Genomic DNA, 14,456 nt, shown 5'->3' with positions numbered 1-14,456 from the left:
ACGGTGCCCCCACACCTGCTTGCGAACACCATTGACTTCTGCGCTGCAGCGCGATATGTGGAGCCCAGCCGTATCCGCCGCGTGAGTGGAACGCTGGGCGCCTACGTGTCCACCGGCTGCACCTCCCGAATATGACCCCACATCACGCATGGGTTCAGACCCGCAACAGGCTTTTCGGCACACGGTCGGATGCCTTCTTCTGCGGTCCCCTTGCGTCCGCGCGATCCACGCGCCGGGCCATAACGCGCCTCTTGGCGTTGTAAGGATATACTTTTGGATTTTGACATGCTGGGGCTTCCGTCCCGTCTTCAGGCGAACCTCGCCGAACTGAACATCACCGAACCGACACCGATCCAGACGCAGGCGATCCCGCACGCGATGAATGGCCGCGACGTCATGGGCCTGGCCCAGACCGGCACAGGCAAAACCGCCGCATTCGGCCTGCCCCTTCTCGCCGCACTGCTGCGTATGGAAGGCAAGCCCGAGCCGAAAACCGTGCGTGGCCTGATCCTTGCGCCGACCCGTGAGCTGGCCAAGCAGATCGTCGACAACCTGCGCGACTATGCCGCCGGGACACAGGTCCGTATCGGCATCGTCACCGGCGGTGTCTCCATCTCCGGTCAGGAAAACCGTCTGGCGCGGGGCTCTGACCTTGTGGTTGCGACCCCCGGTCGCCTGCTGGACCTGATGGAACGTCGTTCCATCCGTCTCGACGCGACGAAATTCCTTGTGCTGGACGAAGCGGACCAGATGCTGGATCTCGGCTTCATCCATGCGCTGCGCAAGATCGCCAAGGCGCTGCCGAAAACCCGTCAGACCATGCTGTTCTCGGCCACCATGCCGAAGCAGATGGCAGAAATCGCCTCCGCCTACCTCGAAGATCCGATCCGCGTCGAAGTGTCCCCTCCGGGCAAGCCGATCGAACGCATCGACCAGTCGGTCCACTTCGTTGAGCAGTCCCGCAAGATGGAGCTTCTGCTGGAGCACCTCGGCGCACACCGCGAAGAGCTGGCGCTGGTCTTCTCCCGCACCAAGCACGGTGCAGAGAAGATGAAGAAAACGCTCGAAGCGCGTGGCTTTGCCGCCGGTTCGATCCACGGCAACAAGAGCCAGGGGCAGCGTGATCGCGCGCTCAAGGCGTTCCGCGAAGGCGAGCTGAAGGTTCTGGTGGCCACGGATGTTGCGGCCCGCGGCATCGACATCCCGGCCGTGCGGCACGTCTACAACTACGACTTGCCGAACGTTGCGGACAACTATGTCCACCGTATTGGCCGGACGGCCCGCGCAGGCCGTGAAGGCTCTGCGATTGCCTATTGCGCCCCCGACGAGATGGGCGAATTCCGCGCCATCGAGAAGGTCATGGGTCGTACGATCGACGTCGCCGGCGGCACAGCCTGGGAAGGTGTTCCCAAGAAGAAGCCGAACCGTGGTGGCGGCGGCGGTGGCGGTGCAGGCCGTGGTCGCCGGTCTGGCGGCGGTGGCAACGGTGGCGGTGGTTTCCGCTCCGAAGGCGCGCCCAAGTCCTCGCGTCCGCCAAAGCGTAACCGTCGCTCCAAAGCGGCCTGAGAGCTGTCGCCGCGCTGATGTGCGGCCAGAAAATGGATAACGAAATGGCGCGGGCACTTGGTGTCCGCGCCAAGTTCTTTGGAATGGGTGCCGGAGCGTGGCCGGAGAGTAGCTGTCAAAGCAAAAGGGCCGCCCAGACAAGCGGCCCTTTGCCAATTTCGACGATCGTCAGCCCAGTTCGCCTGGCTTGTACCAATCGCCAATCTTCACCTCTGAAACATCGCCGACCATGTCCGCGTAGGCTTCGGGATCCTGCGTGCCGCCATCACGGCCACGGAAGTGATAGGGGTAGACCACTTTCGGCTCGAAGGCCTTGGTGGCATCGGCGGCTTGTTCGGCAGTCATGGTAAACGGCAGGTTCATGCACAGGAACGCCACGTCGATGCCTTCCAGCGCTTCCATCTCGGGCGTCGGTTCCGTGTCGCCGGAGATATAAATCTTGAAGTCGCCCATGGTCAGCACGTAGCCATTGTCCCGCCCCTCTGGGTGGTAGTTCATGCGATCTTCGGTGGTGTTGTGCGCGGGGATGGCGTCGATGGTCAGATCACCGAACGTCTTGGAATCCCCATTGGCCATCGCCTCTGCGCTGCCTTTGATGTCTTCTTCGAGCATGTCGTAGACAGCGGGGTTTGTGTAGACCGCAACCGGCTTGTCTGTCGGCTTCAGCGCGGTGAGGGTTTCGGCGTTGTAGTGGTCGCCATGCTCATGCGTGATCAAGATCAGGTCGGGCGCTGGCATGCCTTCATATTCCGATGCCTCTCCAACCGGGTCGACATAGATCACGCCAACGGGCGTTTCCATCACGATAGAGGCATGGTGTACCGGATGAATGGTCACGTTGCCCATCTCGGTCTCAAACGTGTCGCCCATATGCGCCTCTGCGCGGGCGGCGAAGGGGATCACGGTGACCGCGCCCATGGCGGCAGCGGTGTGGAGGAACGTGCGGCGATTGATCGTCATTGTAGTCTCCCGGTTTTGTCTCGCAGTGGATGGTAGGCTCACTGGGGCACAGGGCAACGATTCTACGCATGAAGACCGGGCGCATCGGGGTCAGGGTCCACGATCTCAGCCAAATGTGACCGGCCGTGATCGAGCAAAGCATGCTTGCCCGTCGGTCTACACGCCAGTGACAGGACAAAGAAAAACGCCCCCTGACCGTGTCAGAGGGCGTTTCCAATTCAGATCCGTAAAAGAGGCTTAGCTGCGCTCTTCAACGATTTCCACAAGGTGCGGGATCTTGTTGATCATGCCGCGCACGGAGGGGGTATCCTCCAGCTCGCGGGTCCGGTGCATCTTGTTCAGGCCCAGACCAATCAGGGTCTTGCGCTGAATTTCGGGGCGACGGATCGGGGAACCGATCTGCTTCACAACGATAGTTGCCATGTGACTCAGGCCTCCTCGGCGATCTGGCTGGATTCCTGCGGCGCTTCATCACGCTTGGGCAGAATGTCAGCAACTTTCTTACCACGACGCTGAGCGACGTTGCGCGGGGACTGCTGGTTGCGCAGGCCGTCGAGTGTCGCGTGGATCATGGCGTAAGGGTTCTGGGAGCCGGTCGACTTTGCGACAACGTCCTGAACGCCCAGCATTTCGAACACGGCACGCATCGGACCACCGGCGATGATACCAGTACCCTGAGGCGCGGTGCGCATGACGACGTTCCCTGCGCCGGCGTGACCTTTCACGTCGTGGTGCAGAGTGCGGCCTTCCTTGAGCGGGACGCGGATCATCTTGCGCTTGGCGGCTTCGGTGGCTTTACGGATGGCCTCGGGGACCTCCTTCGCCTTACCTTTGCCAAAGCCGACGCGGCCCTTCTGGTCGCCCACGACGACAAGAGCGGCGAAGCCAAAGCGCTTACCACCCTTTACGGTCTTGGACACACGGTTGATCGCGACCAGGCGATCTGCGAATTCCGGTGCTTCGTCGCGGTCACGACGGTTGCCCCGGCGGTTATCACGTTCTGCCATTTGGCATTTCCTTAACTTGTGGGCCCAAGAGCCCGTTATCCAATCCAGGTGCCCTCAAGAGCCCGGATCATCGAGGCATCGCTGCCTGCAAAAGAGGGCGCCAAGGCGCCCCCAAAGAGAAATGCGCAGGCCGGGGACATCCCCGACCTGCACGATCCTCAGATCTTCAGACCACCTTCACGGGCAGCGTCGGCCAGAGCCTTCACCTTGCCGTGGAACAGGAAGCCACCGCGGTCGAAGTATGCTTCTTCGACACCGGCTGCCTTGGCGCGCTCGGCAATCGCCGAACCAACCTTGGCCGCTGCTTCTACATTGTTCTTGCCGACCATGCCGAGGCTGGGCTCCATCGTGGATGCTGCGGCAAGGGTCTTGCCTGCAACGTCGTCGATAAGCTGCACCGAGATGTTCTTGTTCGAACGGTGAACCGAAAGGCGAACGCGACCAGCGTTGACCTTGCGGAGTTTGTTCCGGACGCGCAGACGGCGCTTGAGGAACAACGTACGTTTGTTGCTTGCCATTTTCCGCGTCCTTACTTCTTCTTGCCTTCCTTCTGGAAGATGTATTCGCCTTTATAGCGGATACCCTTCCCCTTGTACGGCTCCGGACGGCGCCAGTCGCGGATGTTTGCCGCAACTTGACCCACTTCCTGGATGTCGTGGCCCTCGACAATAATCTCGGTGGGCTTCGGAACAGTCACAGTCACACCGTCAGGGATCTGGAAGTCCACGTCGTGCGAGAGGCCGAGGTTCAGCTTCAGGACTTTGCCTGCGAGCTGAGCACGGTAACCAACGCCGTGAATTTCAAGTTCTTTCTTGAAGGTGTTCGAAACGCCATGAACCATGTTGGCCACCACGGTGCGGGACATGCCCCACTGCTGACGAGCGCGCTTGGACTTGCCGCGCGGCTCAACAGAGATGGAGTTTTCCTCAACGGTGATGGTCACATCGTCGGTCGCGTTGAAGATCTGAGTGCCCTTCGGGCCCTTGATCTCTACGCTCTGACCGGAGACGCTGGCCGAGACACCCGAAGGCATCTCAATCGGCTTCTTACCAATACGAGACATGTTATCAGGCCTCCTCAGAATACGGTGCAGAGCACTTCGCCGCCAATATTGGCTGCGCGTGCGTTTGCGTCCGACATCACACCTTTGGAGGTGGAGACAATCGACACACCCAGACCCTGACGGACCTGCGGGATGTCATTGACACTCATGTAGACGCGACGACCGGGTTTGGAGACCCGCTTCACTTCGCGAATGACAGGGGTGCCGTCGAAGTACTTCAGGCTGATCTCGAACGCGGGATGACCGCGGTCGTCAGTGCTGGACTCGTAGCCACGGATGTAGCCTTCGTCCTTGAGCACGTCCAGAACCCAGCCGCGCAGCTTGGATGCGGGGGTCGACGTGGTCGACTTGCCGCGCATCTGAGCGTTGCGGATACGGGTGAGCATATCGCCGATAGGATCGTTCATCTTATACCCTCCCTTACCAGCTGGATTTCACAACGCCGGGCAGCTTGCCGTTCGAGCCCAGCTCGCGCAGCATGATCCGCGAGATGCGGAGCTTGCGGTAATACGCGTGGGGACGACCAGTGAGCTGGCAGCGGTTGTGCAGACGTGTCGGTGCCGAGTTGCGCGGCAGTTTCGCCAGTTTCAGACGCGCTTTGAAGCGGTCTTCCATCGACTTCGACTCGTCGTTTGCGATTTCTTTCAGTTCGGCACGCTTGGCGGCATACTTTTCCACCAGGCGCTGGCGCTTTTTTTCGCGCTCGATCATGGATTTCTTGGCCATGTCGTTCTCTCCTTACGCCTTAATGAAGGGCATGTTGAACGCGGTCAGCAGGGCTTTCGCCTGTGCATCTGCGCTGTGCTCACCAAAGTCTTTGGCGTTTGTGGTCACGATGATGTCCATGCCCCAAACTTCGTCGACTTTGTCGAATTCGATTTCCGGGAACACGATGTGTTCCTTCATGCCCATGGCGAAGTTGCCACGACCATCGAACGACGGCTTCACACCACGGAAGTCGCGAATACGCGGCATCGCGATGGTGACAAGGCGGTCAAGGAATTCGTACATGCGCACGTCACGCAGAGTGACCTTTGCACCGATGATCATGCCTTCGCGCAGACGGAAGGCTGCGTTCGACTTCTTGGCAACCGTACCGACGGCCTGCTGGCCGGCGATCTTGGTGAGTTCCTCGACGGCGTTCTTGGCCTTCTTGGAATCACGGACCGCTTCGGTGCCGCAACCAATGTTCAGCACGATCTTCTGCAGAGACGGGATCTGCATGTCGTTCGTGTAGCCGAACTGCTCTTTCATCGACGCCTTGATGGTGTCGCGGAACTGAGCCTTCAGACGCGGTGTGTAGTTTGCAGTATCCAGCATCAGATCACGTCTCCCGTGGTCTTGGCGAAGCGGACCTTCTTGTCGTCTTCCATGCGGAAGCCGACGCGGGTTGCCTTGCCGTTTGCATCCACGATGGCCAGGTTCGACAGGTCGATCGGCAGCGCCTTCGGCGTGCGACCACCCTGCGACGTCTGGGACTGACGCACGTGGCGGATTGCGACGTTCACACCGTCAACGATGGCCTTGCCGGCCTTCGGATCGACGGAGGTGATTTCACCGGTCTTGCCCTTGTCCTTACCGGCAAGAACGACGACCTTATCGCCTTTTTTGAGCTTCGCAGCCATCAGAGCACCTCCGGAGCCAGCGAGATGATCTTCATGAAGTTCTTGGCACGCAGCTCACGCACAACCGGTCCGAAGATACGGGTGCCGACCGGCTCGCCATTGTTGCCGAGGATCACGGCGGCGTTGCGGTCGAAGCGAATTGCTGTGCCGTCTTCACGGCGAACTTCCTTGGCGGTGCGCACGACGACGGCCTTGCGGACGTCACCTTTTTTCACGCGACCACGCGGAATGGCCTCCTTCACCGACACCACGATGATGTCGCCGACAGAGGCATAGCGGCGGTGGGAACCGCCCAGAACCTTGATGCACTGAACTTTCCGGGCTCCGGAGTTGTCAGCGACATCCAGATTTGTCTGCATCTGGATCATTGTTAGTCTCCCGACGTCCCGGACCGCTCTGCAGAGAACATTGGCCCGGGGGTTTCGAATATAATCAGGGCCTCGACCGAGGCCCCAAATCGTTTAGTGAGCAGCTTCCGCTTCATGCGCAGCGTCTTCGACCTTCTGAGCTTCTGCGGCAGCTTCTGCGCGCACCTTCTCATGTTCGGCCACCATCTCGTCGTTCATGACTTCCCAGCGCTTCGTCTTGGACTTCGGTGCGCATTCACGAATGAGCACGGAATCGCCAACGTTGAACTGTTCGTTCTCGTCATGCGCGCGGTACTTCTTGGACTTCTTGATCGTCTTCTGAAGCACGGGGTGCTTGAAGCGACGCGTGACGGAAACGGTCACGGTCTGCTTGTTCGCGGTGGAGGTGACGGTGCCGGTAAGGATTCGTTTGGGCATCGATCAGGCCTCCACGGATGCGGCCGCTGTGGCCTTTTCGTTCAAGATGGTCTTGACGCGCGCAACTTCGCGGCGAACCTGACGGATACGCGCGGAGTTTTGCACTTCGCCGGTGGCCATCTGGAAGCGCAGGTTAAACGCTTCTTTCTTCAGCTGGACAAGCTGGTCCCGGAGTTGATCCGGGGTCTTGTCACGGAGGTCTTGGGCGCTCATTGCACCTCTCCTTTTCAATCAACATCACTGGAGGGCCCTTGCCTGCGTTGGCGTGCAAGGTCACCCTGATTCCAGTGGAGTCCGTGGATGAGCGGCCCCTATACGCCCGAATCCCCCATGTGGCAAGGGGTTTGCTGCGGAGATCGGCCATTGATGCATGGCCAGGAGCCCGGCCGAGGGGCGCAGCAGATTCCCCAACCGCGAATCGCGCAAACCGTGGTATGGTGCGACATGTTACGCACAACCCTGATCCTGCTGGCACTTGCGATATCTCCGGCCATGGCACAGACGGTCAAACCGGATTGCGCCTGCCTGAACCGTGATGGCGTCGAGGTCCCCCTAGGCCAGATCGCTTGCCTGACGGTCAGTGGGCGGAGCTTCACCGCGCGCTGCGCGTCTTCGCAAAACGTGCTGACATGGCGAAAGCTGCATGACGGGTGCCTGTCGGCCCAAATAACGCCGATCCCGGCCAGTTAGGCCCGGTCAGCTATCGAAGCGCGACACCCGAAGCCGTGCCAAGTGGCCATCCCGGATCGCCTGCGGGTGAATGGCGCCCAGTTGCGCCGGGATTTCCGGCAGGTCCAGGATTTTTGCTATTGCAAACCGATGCGCCCCGCCGCCATGGCGCAGACATGCCCCGTCGTGCCCGACGTGGATCAATGTTGCCCCGTGTTCGCGCCGGTACCGGTAATCCGGCAGTTCTGACATTCGTAGCAAACGGCCCCGATGGCGCGCTTCCGCGAAGATGATGTCCAGCCGGGCATAGCGGCTCCTGAGATCCGCGAGCGACCGACAGTCGTCCGGCTGCTCCCCTTCCGCGATCTTGCGTGCCATGGACTGAAATTGCGGCGTCTCTTCCCAATCGGCACCATCCACCCAGCGCATGCGACAGCTTTCAAGCTTGGTGTTGCCGACCAGATCCCTGCGCTCCTTGTCCCAGCTCCCGCCGAGGACCTTGCCGCTGATCTGGCGACGCCTGCGGGTGACGATGCTTTTCCCGGCAAGCGATTGTGTCACCTCGCTGGCGGCTGGAAAGATTGCCATATCTGAAAGCGGCGCATCCTCGCCAAAGCGAAACACGTTCCATTTGTCGCGGGCAACCTTGCGTATGACCTGGGCTTCAATCGCGCGCTTCAGATCAAGATAGGGATGGGACAGCTTTTCAATATGCGCCATGGGAACTCCGCCAGATGCGGAGATCATATATTCCGTCACATACCTATTACAATCCTGTGCTTACCCGGCAGATGCGTTGGCCAGCTCTTCCTCGAAGCGTTTGCGCAACCCCTTGCGCACCAAAGCCGCTTTTTCCCGCCGGGCTTCGACATTGGTCAGAACCTTGAGCTCCGGGACTTCTGTCGATTTCCCCGCGTCATCCACCGCGACCATCGTGAAGTAGCAGGAATTCGTATGGCGCACCTTGCCGGACCGGATGTCCTCGGCCTCTACGCGGATACCGACTTCCATGGAGGTGCGTCCGGCCGAGTTCACACTGGCGCGGAAGGTCACCAATTCACCGACGTTGATCGGCTCGCGGAACACGACCTGATCCACGGACAAAGTCACAGCATATCGCCCCGAAAACCGCGAGGCGCAGGAAAAGGCGACGCGATCCAGCAGGTTGAGCAAAGCGCCCCCGTGAACCTTGCCACTGAAGTTGGCCATATCCGGGGTCATCAACACAGTCATTTCCAGTTTTCGAGAGTCCATCGCCCCGCCCTGCTCGCAGTTTCGTGCGGGGATAACGCATCCTGAGACGCTGGAAAAGCTTTATGCCACGTGGACCTAATCCCGGATCTCGGAAGGCGCGATAGTTGCTGAAACAACCAGCGCAGAGGCGGCATAACCCGTGGCTGCCGGATCTTTGGCAGGATCGGGATTGGTCTCTTCCGAGGCAGGAAACTCGGCACCAAAGCCGGCTATTGCGACCGTCTTATCGTCAGAAAGATCGCCAGTCTCTGGATGTGCGGAGTTGGCACTGTTCGCGCCGGCAAATCCAACGCCTGGATCAACACTGGCGAAAACAGTCTGCACCACGGCCGAATAACTGTCCCCACCGAACTGAGCCGGCGGCGTCTGAACACCCGCCTCTGCCCGCCCCGCGTTGCGCTTCTCTTGCGCGGTGAGAGAGGTTAAACGGCCTTGGGTTTCGCCCAAGTGTGGTTCCGCCTTGGCGCCACGACCGGCGGCGTCACCTGATCGCCCCTCGGTTTCAATCAAATGCCGATGCGCGTCGCTTTGGCCGTTGATCTGCGCGGATTCACTCATCTTCTTCCCCCGTTTTGCCCACCCCAAGAGGTGTGCCGCATCAGGCGTAAAGACCGCAGAAAGCCCGGACCGGATTCCGCGCGCAATTCAAGGAAAACTGGGCGAACCTCAGTCGCCCCACTTGTAGTTGAAGCTGACAGAGACGCGCTCATCGTCCTCCGCCATGTTCATCGGGACCTCGTGGCGCAGCCAGCTTTCCCACAACAGCACGTCGCCCACGTCCGGCTTGACGTAGATGAACGGTTTCAGCCCTTCACGCGCATCTTTGGTCCGCGCCGGGGCGGCCATCATCATCTGCAAGCGCGGGTCCTCAAGCTTCAGCGCCGACGCCCCCTCCGGCATCGCCACATAGGTCGTGCCGGAAATCACGGAATGCGGATGGATGTGGCTGGAATGAGTCCCGCCGGGCGGAAGGATGTTGATCCAGATGTCTTCGAGCTGGATCTCGCGATCGCCCAAATCGAAATCCAGTTCCGCAACAAAGGCTTTCACATGCGCGTCGAGCACTTTTACCAGATCGGCAAATATCGGAAATCGCCACGGCAGATCGGTGAGCGAGGCGTAGGAGGTATAGCCGGGGTAGCCTTGCGTCTCACACCATTCCTGCCCGGCTTCGTCATCCTCGGCAATGGAATAGCATGACGCTTCCAGCTCCTGCGCATCAACAGTGCCATGTTCTGACAGATGCGCCTGATACAGTGGCGTGGTGAAAAGTTGGCGAATGCTGGACATGCGAGCCTCCTGTGCTGTGTGCCCTTTGGCCCGGATTACGCTCTGGTTCAAGTCCCGTGCCCCCGAAATTGGGTTTTGAAACCGCTCGCCCGAATGCCAACGCCGAGACGCGGGACGCTCTGGCGGCAAACGACGGGAGCGCGCCCTTGCCCCGCCAAAAAGAAAAACCCCCGATGCTGGACTGCACCGGGGGCTCTGATGTTCAGTCGGAGCGGGCAGGTCGCCCGCCCGGCCATTACCAGTCTTCGCGAACCACGACGCGAGTCTTGATCGGCAGCTTCATCGCGGCCAGACGCAGCGCCTCACGGGCGATGTCCTCGGCGACGCCGTCGATCTCGAACATTACGCGACCGGGCTTCACTTTGCAGACCCAGCGATCCACGGAACCCTTACCTTTACCCATACGAACTTCGATGGGTTTTGCGGTGACGGGCACATCCGGGAAGATGCGGATCCAGACACGGCCCTGACGCTTCATGTGGCGCGTCATGGCACGACGTGCAGCTTCGATCTGGCGCGCGGTGACGCGCTCAGGCTCGAGAGCCTTCAGGCCGTAGGTGCCAAAGTTCAGGTCAGACCCGCCCTTTGCGTCACCTTTGATCCGGCCTTTGAAGGCTTTACGGAATTTAGTGCGTTTTGGCTGAAGCATGATTACCTCCGGTCATCACGACGACCACCTGCACCGCGAGGTGCTGGGCCATCCTGAATTTCCTGGCTCTTCCGGTCACGAGCAGCAGGATCGTGCTCCATGATCTCGCCTTTGAAGATCCAGACCTTGATACCAATGATGCCGTAAGGCGTGGTCGCCTCGATGTTGGCATAATCGATGTCGGCGCGCAGGGTGTGCAGGGGCACACGGCCTTCGCGGTACCATTCGGTCCGTGCGATTTCTGCGCCGCCCAGACGACCAGCCACGTTCACCCGGATACCCAGGGCGCCCATGCGCATGGCGTTCTGAACCGCACGCTTCATCGCGCGACGGAAGGAGACACGACGTTCCAGCTGCTGAGCGATGGACTCACCAACCAGCGTTGCGTCCAGCTCCGGCTTGCGCACTTCAACGATGTTGAGGTGCAGCTCGCTGTCGGTCATTGCGGCAAGCTTCTTGCGCAGGACTTCGATGTCTGCGCCTTTCTTGCCGATGATGACACCCGGACGTGCGGTGTGAATGGTCACACGGCACTTCTTGTGGGGGCGCTCGATGATGATGCGCGCCACACCGGCTTGCTTGCACTCTTTGTGGATGAAATCGCGGATCGCGAGATCTTCCAGCAGGAGGTCACCGTAGTCCTTGGTGTCCGCGTACCAACGCGAATCCCAGGTACGGTTCACCTGAAGGCGCATCCCGATCGGATTGGTCTTGTTACCCATTAGGCTTGCTCCTCGACCTGACGCACCAGGATGGTGATTTCCGAGAACGGCTTGTTGATGCGACCGAAACGACCACGGGCCCGCGGGCGACCGCGCTTCATGATCAGGTTCTTACCAACATAGGCCTCGGCGACGATGAGTTCGTCAACGTCCAGACCGTGGTTGTTCTCAGCGTTCGCAATAGCGGACTGAAGGGCCTTTTTCACGTCCACGGCGATCCGCTTCTTGGAGAAGGTGAGGTCCGTGAGGGCCTTTTCCACCTTCTTGCCACGGATCAGCCCGGCGACGAGGTTCAGCTTCTGCGGGCTTGTGCGCAACATGCGCAGCTTGGCCATCGCTTCGTTGTCCGCCACGCGGCGGGGATTTTTATCCTTGCCCATGGCTTACTTCCTCTTGGCTTTCTTGTCCGCCGCGTGACCGTAATAGGTACGGGTCGGGGCGTATTCACCGAACTTCTGGCCGATCATGTCTTCGGACACGTTGACCGGAACATGCTTGTGGCCGTTGTACACACCAAAGGTGAGACCAACGAAGTGCGGCAGGATGGTGGAGCGGCGCGACCAGATCTTGATGACCTCGTTCTTACCGGATTCCTTGGATTTTTCGGCCTTCTTCAAGACATAAGAGTCGACGAAGGGACCTTTCCAAACAGAGCGTGACATATATCAGCGACCCTTTTTCTTGGCGTGGCGCGAGCGAAGAATGAGCTTCTGCGACGCCTTGTTGGTGTTGCGGGTGCGCTTGCCCTTGGTCGGCTTGCCCCAGGGTGTCACCGGGTGACGACCACCGGAGGTCCGGCCTTCACCACCACCGTGCGGGTGGTCGATGGGGTTCATGACGACACCACGGACGGAGGGGCGGATGCCCTTGTGCCGCATGCGGCCCGCTTTACCGAAGTTCTGGTTCGAGTTGTCCGGGTTCGAGACCGCGCCAACCGTTGCCATGCATTCCTGACGCACCAGGCGCAGTTCGCCCGAGGACAGGCGGATCTGAGCGTAGCCACCGTCACGGCCGACGAACTGGGCATAGGTGCCCGCGGCGCGTGCGATCTGGCCGCCCTTGCCGGGCTTCAGCTCGATGTTGTGCACGATGGTACCGATCGGCATGCCGGAGAACGGCATACAGTTGCCCGGCTTCACGTCGGCTTTTGCCGAGGAAACCACCTTGTCACCCATGCCAAGACGCTGGGGGGCGAGGATGTAGGCTTGTTCGCCATCATCGTACTGGATCAGTGCGATGAATGCGGTACGGTTGGGGTCATATTCAATGCGAACCACGATGCCGTTGACATCGAATTTGCCGCGCTTGAAATCAACGATCCGGTAGAGACGCTTTGCGCCACCGCCACGACGGCGGGAGGTGATACGTCCGGTGTTGTTCCGGCCGCCCGATTTCGTCAGACCCTCGGTGAGGGCTTTGACGGGACGTCCTTTGTACAGCTCCGAACGGTCGATCAGCACCAGCCCGCGCTGGCCCGGCGTCGTCGGCTTGTACGACTTGAGTGCCATGCTTTCTGTCTTCCGTAAGCTTGGGGGTCCAAGGTGGACCCTATGTGTAAGCCCCCCGAAGGTGGCCTGTAGGTATAGGCCCCCGAAGGTGCCCGATTCGTTATCCGCCGCGCAAAATGCAAAGCCCCGGACGAATCCGGGGCCGCAGCCGATGGGGTCGTTTAGGGGGTTTGGGGCGTGGGGTCAAGGAGGAGAATTTTTCGGACAGAACGCATTTCTGAACTCAGGACTAAAGTTATCTTCCGCCCATGTATGGCCCGCCAGCCAATCCAACAGATACAGGAGATTCTGCGTAAGTTGCAGGTATATGACAAGCTTCACTTCGTCTGTCGTCCCCCTATGAGCCAACGCATTGCGGGCTTTGGTAAACTCTTCAAGTGTTTTCCATAGCCTCAATCGTTCGCCAGCGATTTTGAAAACACCCTGACATCCGTGAACTTCCGGAAGATAATGTTTGAAAATCTTTGGAACTGGTGGGGTCGGCGCTTCCTTAAGTATCCACTCGGCTCCCGGTATTTGGGTAGAAAGATGCTGCTTCAATCCGACTTCAAGCGCGGAATAGCTTATCAGCAATGCTGCGTTCGGACTGTGATGTGAAATCTGCAAAGCCTCCCGCAGCATTTGATGACCTAGAGGTTCACCGCATTTCGCTTCCGCCCAGAGCTTGTTAAAAGCCTCGGTTTCAATAGTTCTCGGATCAAACCCACGGCTTGCGTTCCGATCTATGCAAGCAAAGATTCCTTCAGGTCGCGGCACACCCTGGTATTTGCCTGATGTTTCCAATCGCCAGTAAAGTTCGGGGGAGACGCTAGGCTTATCGATAATTTCTACTGGCCCGGCGGCCTTATCCCTCCACCTCCAAAGTGAAATAACCCGCATCGCTTTCGTGCGTATCTCATCATCCGCTTCCTCGCATATCTGGCGCAAGCCTTCGGATAGGTCATGCCAGCAATAAGCGTCAAAATCACCACGTTCGAAAGCGTCGATAAATTTTCCAATCTCATCGACCTCCGGAAAGTCGCGCTGCGTTTTTCCGGACATAGAAAAGCCCATCATTGGCGATCCGGGTTTCTGCCTAATTTTCAGAGAAAAAGCGCTATCTGGGTCCGCGAAACTTAATTCGGTCACCCCAACCCGCCCAAAGTAGTATTCAGGAAGCTCCCACTGCTTCAAAAAATATACGGCTGGCAACTTCGCCACCTTTCAAGTCACATTTGTTGTGGTCCACGCAAACCCCGAAGACATTGCCAAAACGAGACGCACGGGAGCTCCGCCCACGGCATAAAGAGCGTCTCACCTCAATATATCCGTGCTCATTCAACGGACAAACACGGCAAGAGGCAAGAACCAACACGTCA

23 protein-coding genes and 1 pseudogene are annotated in these 14,456 nt (G+C 59.4%); 2 read left to right on the top strand and 22 right to left on the bottom strand.

Translation table 11 applies throughout. The annotated features are described in order from the left end of the window. Positions 1-273 precede the first annotated feature (273 nt). Positions 274-1,566, top strand: coding sequence for a DEAD/DEAH box helicase (locus GGQ68_RS13065; RefSeq protein ID WP_246429361.1), 1,293 nt, complete (start codon positions 274-276; stop codon positions 1,564-1,566). A gap of 168 nt (positions 1,567-1,734) precedes the next feature. On the opposite strand, the gene GGQ68_RS13060 is transcribed toward GGQ68_RS13065, so the two are convergent. The 12 genes and pseudogenes from GGQ68_RS13060 to rpmC form a co-directional block, all read right to left on the bottom strand. Further along, on the bottom strand, positions 1,735-2,526 hold the full coding sequence (locus tag GGQ68_RS13060) for an MBL fold metallo-hydrolase (protein WP_183966678.1): 792 nt from the start codon (positions 2,524-2,526) through the stop codon (positions 1,735-1,737). Positions 2,527-2,763: 237 nt separating this feature from the next. Continuing rightward, complete coding sequence (gene rpmD, locus GGQ68_RS13055; protein WP_183966676.1) at positions 2,764-2,949, bottom strand: 50S ribosomal protein L30; 186 nt, start codon at positions 2,947-2,949, stop codon at positions 2,764-2,766. A gap of 5 nt (positions 2,950-2,954) precedes the next feature. Then, positions 2,955-3,533: a 30S ribosomal protein S5 gene (gene rpsE / locus GGQ68_RS13050; RefSeq protein ID WP_183966674.1), complete on the bottom strand. Its 579-nt coding sequence runs from the start codon at positions 3,531-3,533 to the stop codon at positions 2,955-2,957. A 158-nt stretch (positions 3,534-3,691) separates the two neighbouring features. Further along, positions 3,692-4,051 carry a 50S ribosomal protein L18 gene (gene rplR, locus GGQ68_RS13045; RefSeq protein ID WP_183966672.1) on the bottom strand — a complete coding sequence of 120 codons (360 nt, stop codon included), beginning with the start codon at positions 4,049-4,051 and terminating at the stop codon, positions 3,692-3,694. An 11-nt stretch (positions 4,052-4,062) separates the two neighbouring features. Beyond that, on the bottom strand, positions 4,063-4,596 hold the full coding sequence (gene rplF, locus GGQ68_RS13040; protein WP_183966670.1) for a 50S ribosomal protein L6: 534 nt from the start codon (positions 4,594-4,596) through the stop codon (positions 4,063-4,065). A 14-nt stretch (positions 4,597-4,610) separates the two neighbouring features. Continuing rightward, complete coding sequence (gene rpsH / locus GGQ68_RS13035; RefSeq protein ID WP_183966668.1) at positions 4,611-5,003, bottom strand: 30S ribosomal protein S8; 393 nt, start codon at positions 5,001-5,003, stop codon at positions 4,611-4,613. Between the two features lie 13 nt (positions 5,004-5,016). Further along, positions 5,017-5,322, bottom strand: a complete 306-nt coding sequence (gene rpsN / locus GGQ68_RS13030) for a 30S ribosomal protein S14 (RefSeq protein WP_183966667.1) — start codon at positions 5,320-5,322, stop codon at positions 5,017-5,019. Positions 5,323-5,334: 12 nt separating this feature from the next. Further along, on the bottom strand, positions 5,335-5,916 hold the full coding sequence (rplE, locus tag GGQ68_RS13025) for a 50S ribosomal protein L5 (RefSeq protein WP_183966666.1): 582 nt from the start codon (positions 5,914-5,916) through the stop codon (positions 5,335-5,337). Next, positions 5,916-6,221: a 50S ribosomal protein L24 gene (gene rplX, locus GGQ68_RS13020; RefSeq protein ID WP_183966665.1), complete on the bottom strand. Its 306-nt coding sequence runs from the start codon at positions 6,219-6,221 to the stop codon at positions 5,916-5,918. The genes rplE and rplX overlap by 1 nt, the downstream gene beginning before the upstream one ends. After that, positions 6,221-6,589 carry a 50S ribosomal protein L14 gene (gene rplN / locus GGQ68_RS13015; protein WP_183966664.1) on the bottom strand — a complete coding sequence of 123 codons (369 nt, stop codon included), beginning with the start codon at positions 6,587-6,589 and terminating at the stop codon, positions 6,221-6,223. The genes rplX and rplN overlap by 1 nt, the downstream gene beginning before the upstream one ends. 195 nt (positions 6,590-6,784) lie before the next feature. Further along, positions 6,785-7,006, bottom strand: a pseudogene (gene rpsQ, locus GGQ68_RS13010) (30S ribosomal protein S17); the annotation flags it as partial. Positions 7,007-7,009: 3 nt separating this feature from the next. Beyond that, the gene (gene rpmC / locus GGQ68_RS13005; protein ID WP_183966661.1) at positions 7,010-7,219 is read right to left on the bottom strand and encodes a 50S ribosomal protein L29; all 210 of its coding nucleotides are present in this window, start codon (positions 7,217-7,219) and stop codon (positions 7,010-7,012) included. Positions 7,220-7,450: 231 nt separating this feature from the next. Here rpmC and GGQ68_RS13000 point away from each other — a divergent pair, with 231 nt between their 5' ends. Further along, the gene (locus tag GGQ68_RS13000; protein ID WP_183966659.1) at positions 7,451-7,696 is read left to right on the top strand and encodes a hypothetical protein; all 246 of its coding nucleotides are present in this window, start codon (positions 7,451-7,453) and stop codon (positions 7,694-7,696) included. A 6-nt stretch (positions 7,697-7,702) separates the two neighbouring features. On the opposite strand, the gene GGQ68_RS12995 is transcribed toward GGQ68_RS13000, so the two are convergent. From GGQ68_RS12995 to GGQ68_RS12950, 10 genes are all read right to left on the bottom strand, one after another. After that, positions 7,703-8,395, bottom strand: coding sequence for a hypothetical protein (locus GGQ68_RS12995; RefSeq protein ID WP_183966657.1), 693 nt, complete (start codon positions 8,393-8,395; stop codon positions 7,703-7,705). A 60-nt stretch (positions 8,396-8,455) separates the two neighbouring features. Continuing rightward, a complete protein-coding gene (locus tag GGQ68_RS12990; protein ID WP_183966655.1) occupies positions 8,456-8,929 on the bottom strand; it encodes an acyl-CoA thioesterase in 474 nt (157 codons plus the stop codon). A 75-nt stretch (positions 8,930-9,004) separates the two neighbouring features. Further along, on the bottom strand, positions 9,005-9,487 hold the full coding sequence (locus GGQ68_RS12985; protein WP_183966654.1) for a hypothetical protein: 483 nt from the start codon (positions 9,485-9,487) through the stop codon (positions 9,005-9,007). A gap of 108 nt (positions 9,488-9,595) precedes the next feature. Next, positions 9,596-10,219, bottom strand: coding sequence for a 2OG-Fe(II) oxygenase family protein (locus GGQ68_RS12980; RefSeq protein ID WP_183966652.1), 624 nt, complete (start codon positions 10,217-10,219; stop codon positions 9,596-9,598). Positions 10,220-10,454: 235 nt separating this feature from the next. Beyond that, entirely contained in the window at positions 10,455-10,868 is a 414-nt protein-coding gene (rplP, locus tag GGQ68_RS12975) for a 50S ribosomal protein L16 (protein WP_183966650.1), read from the bottom strand. 2 nt (positions 10,869-10,870) lie between these two features. Further along, a complete protein-coding gene (gene rpsC / locus GGQ68_RS12970) occupies positions 10,871-11,590 on the bottom strand; it encodes a 30S ribosomal protein S3 (protein ID WP_183966648.1) in 720 nt (239 codons plus the stop codon). Further along, on the bottom strand, positions 11,590-11,970 hold the full coding sequence (gene rplV, locus GGQ68_RS12965) for a 50S ribosomal protein L22 (protein ID WP_183966646.1): 381 nt from the start codon (positions 11,968-11,970) through the stop codon (positions 11,590-11,592). The genes rpsC and rplV overlap by 1 nt, the downstream gene beginning before the upstream one ends. A 3-nt stretch (positions 11,971-11,973) precedes the next feature. After that, the gene (gene rpsS, locus GGQ68_RS12960; protein WP_183966644.1) at positions 11,974-12,252 is read right to left on the bottom strand and encodes a 30S ribosomal protein S19; all 279 of its coding nucleotides are present in this window, start codon (positions 12,250-12,252) and stop codon (positions 11,974-11,976) included. A gap of 3 nt (positions 12,253-12,255) precedes the next feature. Next, positions 12,256-13,098 carry a 50S ribosomal protein L2 gene (rplB, locus tag GGQ68_RS12955; RefSeq protein WP_183966643.1) on the bottom strand — a complete coding sequence of 281 codons (843 nt, stop codon included), beginning with the start codon at positions 13,096-13,098 and terminating at the stop codon, positions 12,256-12,258. Between the two features lie 183 nt (positions 13,099-13,281). After that, on the bottom strand, positions 13,282-14,289 hold the full coding sequence (locus tag GGQ68_RS12950) for a hypothetical protein (protein ID WP_183966641.1): 1,008 nt from the start codon (positions 14,287-14,289) through the stop codon (positions 13,282-13,284). Positions 14,290-14,456: the final 167 nt, after the last annotated feature.

This window comes from Sagittula marina, assembly GCF_014196795.1.
Lineage (GTDB): Bacteria > Pseudomonadota > Alphaproteobacteria > Rhodobacterales > Rhodobacteraceae > Sagittula > Sagittula marina.
Note: the sequence above shows the minus strand (reverse complement) of the source record. Positions and strands in the feature narration are given on the sequence as shown.

Excerpts from the sequence above, each read along its gene's own strand:
- GGQ68_RS13060 (WP_183966678.1), bottom strand. The coding sequence starts at position 2,526 with ATGACGATCAATCGCCGCACGTTCCTCCACACCGCTGCCGCCATGGGC.
- rpmD (WP_183966676.1), bottom strand. The coding sequence starts at position 2,949 with ATGGCAACTATCGTTGTGAAGCAGATCGGTTCCCCGATCCGTCGCCCC.
- rpsE (WP_183966674.1), bottom strand. The coding sequence starts at position 3,533 with ATGGCAGAACGTGATAACCGCCGGGGCAACCGTCGTGACCGCGACGAA.
- rplR (WP_183966672.1), bottom strand. The coding sequence starts at position 4,051 with ATGGCAAGCAACAAACGTACGTTGTTCCTCAAGCGCCGTCTGCGCGTC.
- rplF (WP_183966670.1), bottom strand. The coding sequence starts at position 4,596 with ATGTCTCGTATTGGTAAGAAGCCGATTGAGATGCCTTCGGGTGTCTCG.
- rpsH (WP_183966668.1), bottom strand. The coding sequence starts at position 5,003 with ATGAACGATCCTATCGGCGATATGCTCACCCGTATCCGCAACGCTCAG.
- rpsN (WP_183966667.1), bottom strand. The coding sequence starts at position 5,322 with ATGGCCAAGAAATCCATGATCGAGCGCGAAAAAAAGCGCCAGCGCCTG.
- rplE (WP_183966666.1), bottom strand. The coding sequence starts at position 5,916 with ATGCTGGATACTGCAAACTACACACCGCGTCTGAAGGCTCAGTTCCGC.
- rplX (WP_183966665.1), bottom strand. The coding sequence starts at position 6,221 with ATGGCTGCGAAGCTCAAAAAAGGCGATAAGGTCGTCGTTCTTGCCGGT.
- rplN (WP_183966664.1), bottom strand. The coding sequence starts at position 6,589 with ATGATCCAGATGCAGACAAATCTGGATGTCGCTGACAACTCCGGAGCC.
- rpmC (WP_183966661.1), bottom strand. The coding sequence starts at position 7,219 with ATGAGCGCCCAAGACCTCCGTGACAAGACCCCGGATCAACTCCGGGAC.
- GGQ68_RS13000 (WP_183966659.1), top strand. The coding sequence starts at position 7,451 with ATGTTACGCACAACCCTGATCCTGCTGGCACTTGCGATATCTCCGGCC.
- GGQ68_RS12995 (WP_183966657.1), bottom strand. The coding sequence starts at position 8,395 with ATGGCGCATATTGAAAAGCTGTCCCATCCCTATCTTGATCTGAAGCGC.
- GGQ68_RS12990 (WP_183966655.1), bottom strand. The coding sequence starts at position 8,929 with ATGGACTCTCGAAAACTGGAAATGACTGTGTTGATGACCCCGGATATG.
- GGQ68_RS12985 (WP_183966654.1), bottom strand. The coding sequence starts at position 9,487 with ATGAGTGAATCCGCGCAGATCAACGGCCAAAGCGACGCGCATCGGCAT.
- GGQ68_RS12980 (WP_183966652.1), bottom strand. The coding sequence starts at position 10,219 with ATGTCCAGCATTCGCCAACTTTTCACCACGCCACTGTATCAGGCGCAT.
- rplP (WP_183966650.1), bottom strand. The coding sequence starts at position 10,868 with ATGCTTCAGCCAAAACGCACTAAATTCCGTAAAGCCTTCAAAGGCCGG.
- rpsC (WP_183966648.1), bottom strand. The coding sequence starts at position 11,590 with ATGGGTAACAAGACCAATCCGATCGGGATGCGCCTTCAGGTGAACCGT.
- rplV (WP_183966646.1), bottom strand. The coding sequence starts at position 11,970 with ATGGGCAAGGATAAAAATCCCCGCCGCGTGGCGGACAACGAAGCGATG.
- rpsS (WP_183966644.1), bottom strand. The coding sequence starts at position 12,252 with ATGTCACGCTCTGTTTGGAAAGGTCCCTTCGTCGACTCTTATGTCTTG.
- rplB (WP_183966643.1), bottom strand. The coding sequence starts at position 13,098 with ATGGCACTCAAGTCGTACAAGCCGACGACGCCGGGCCAGCGCGGGCTG.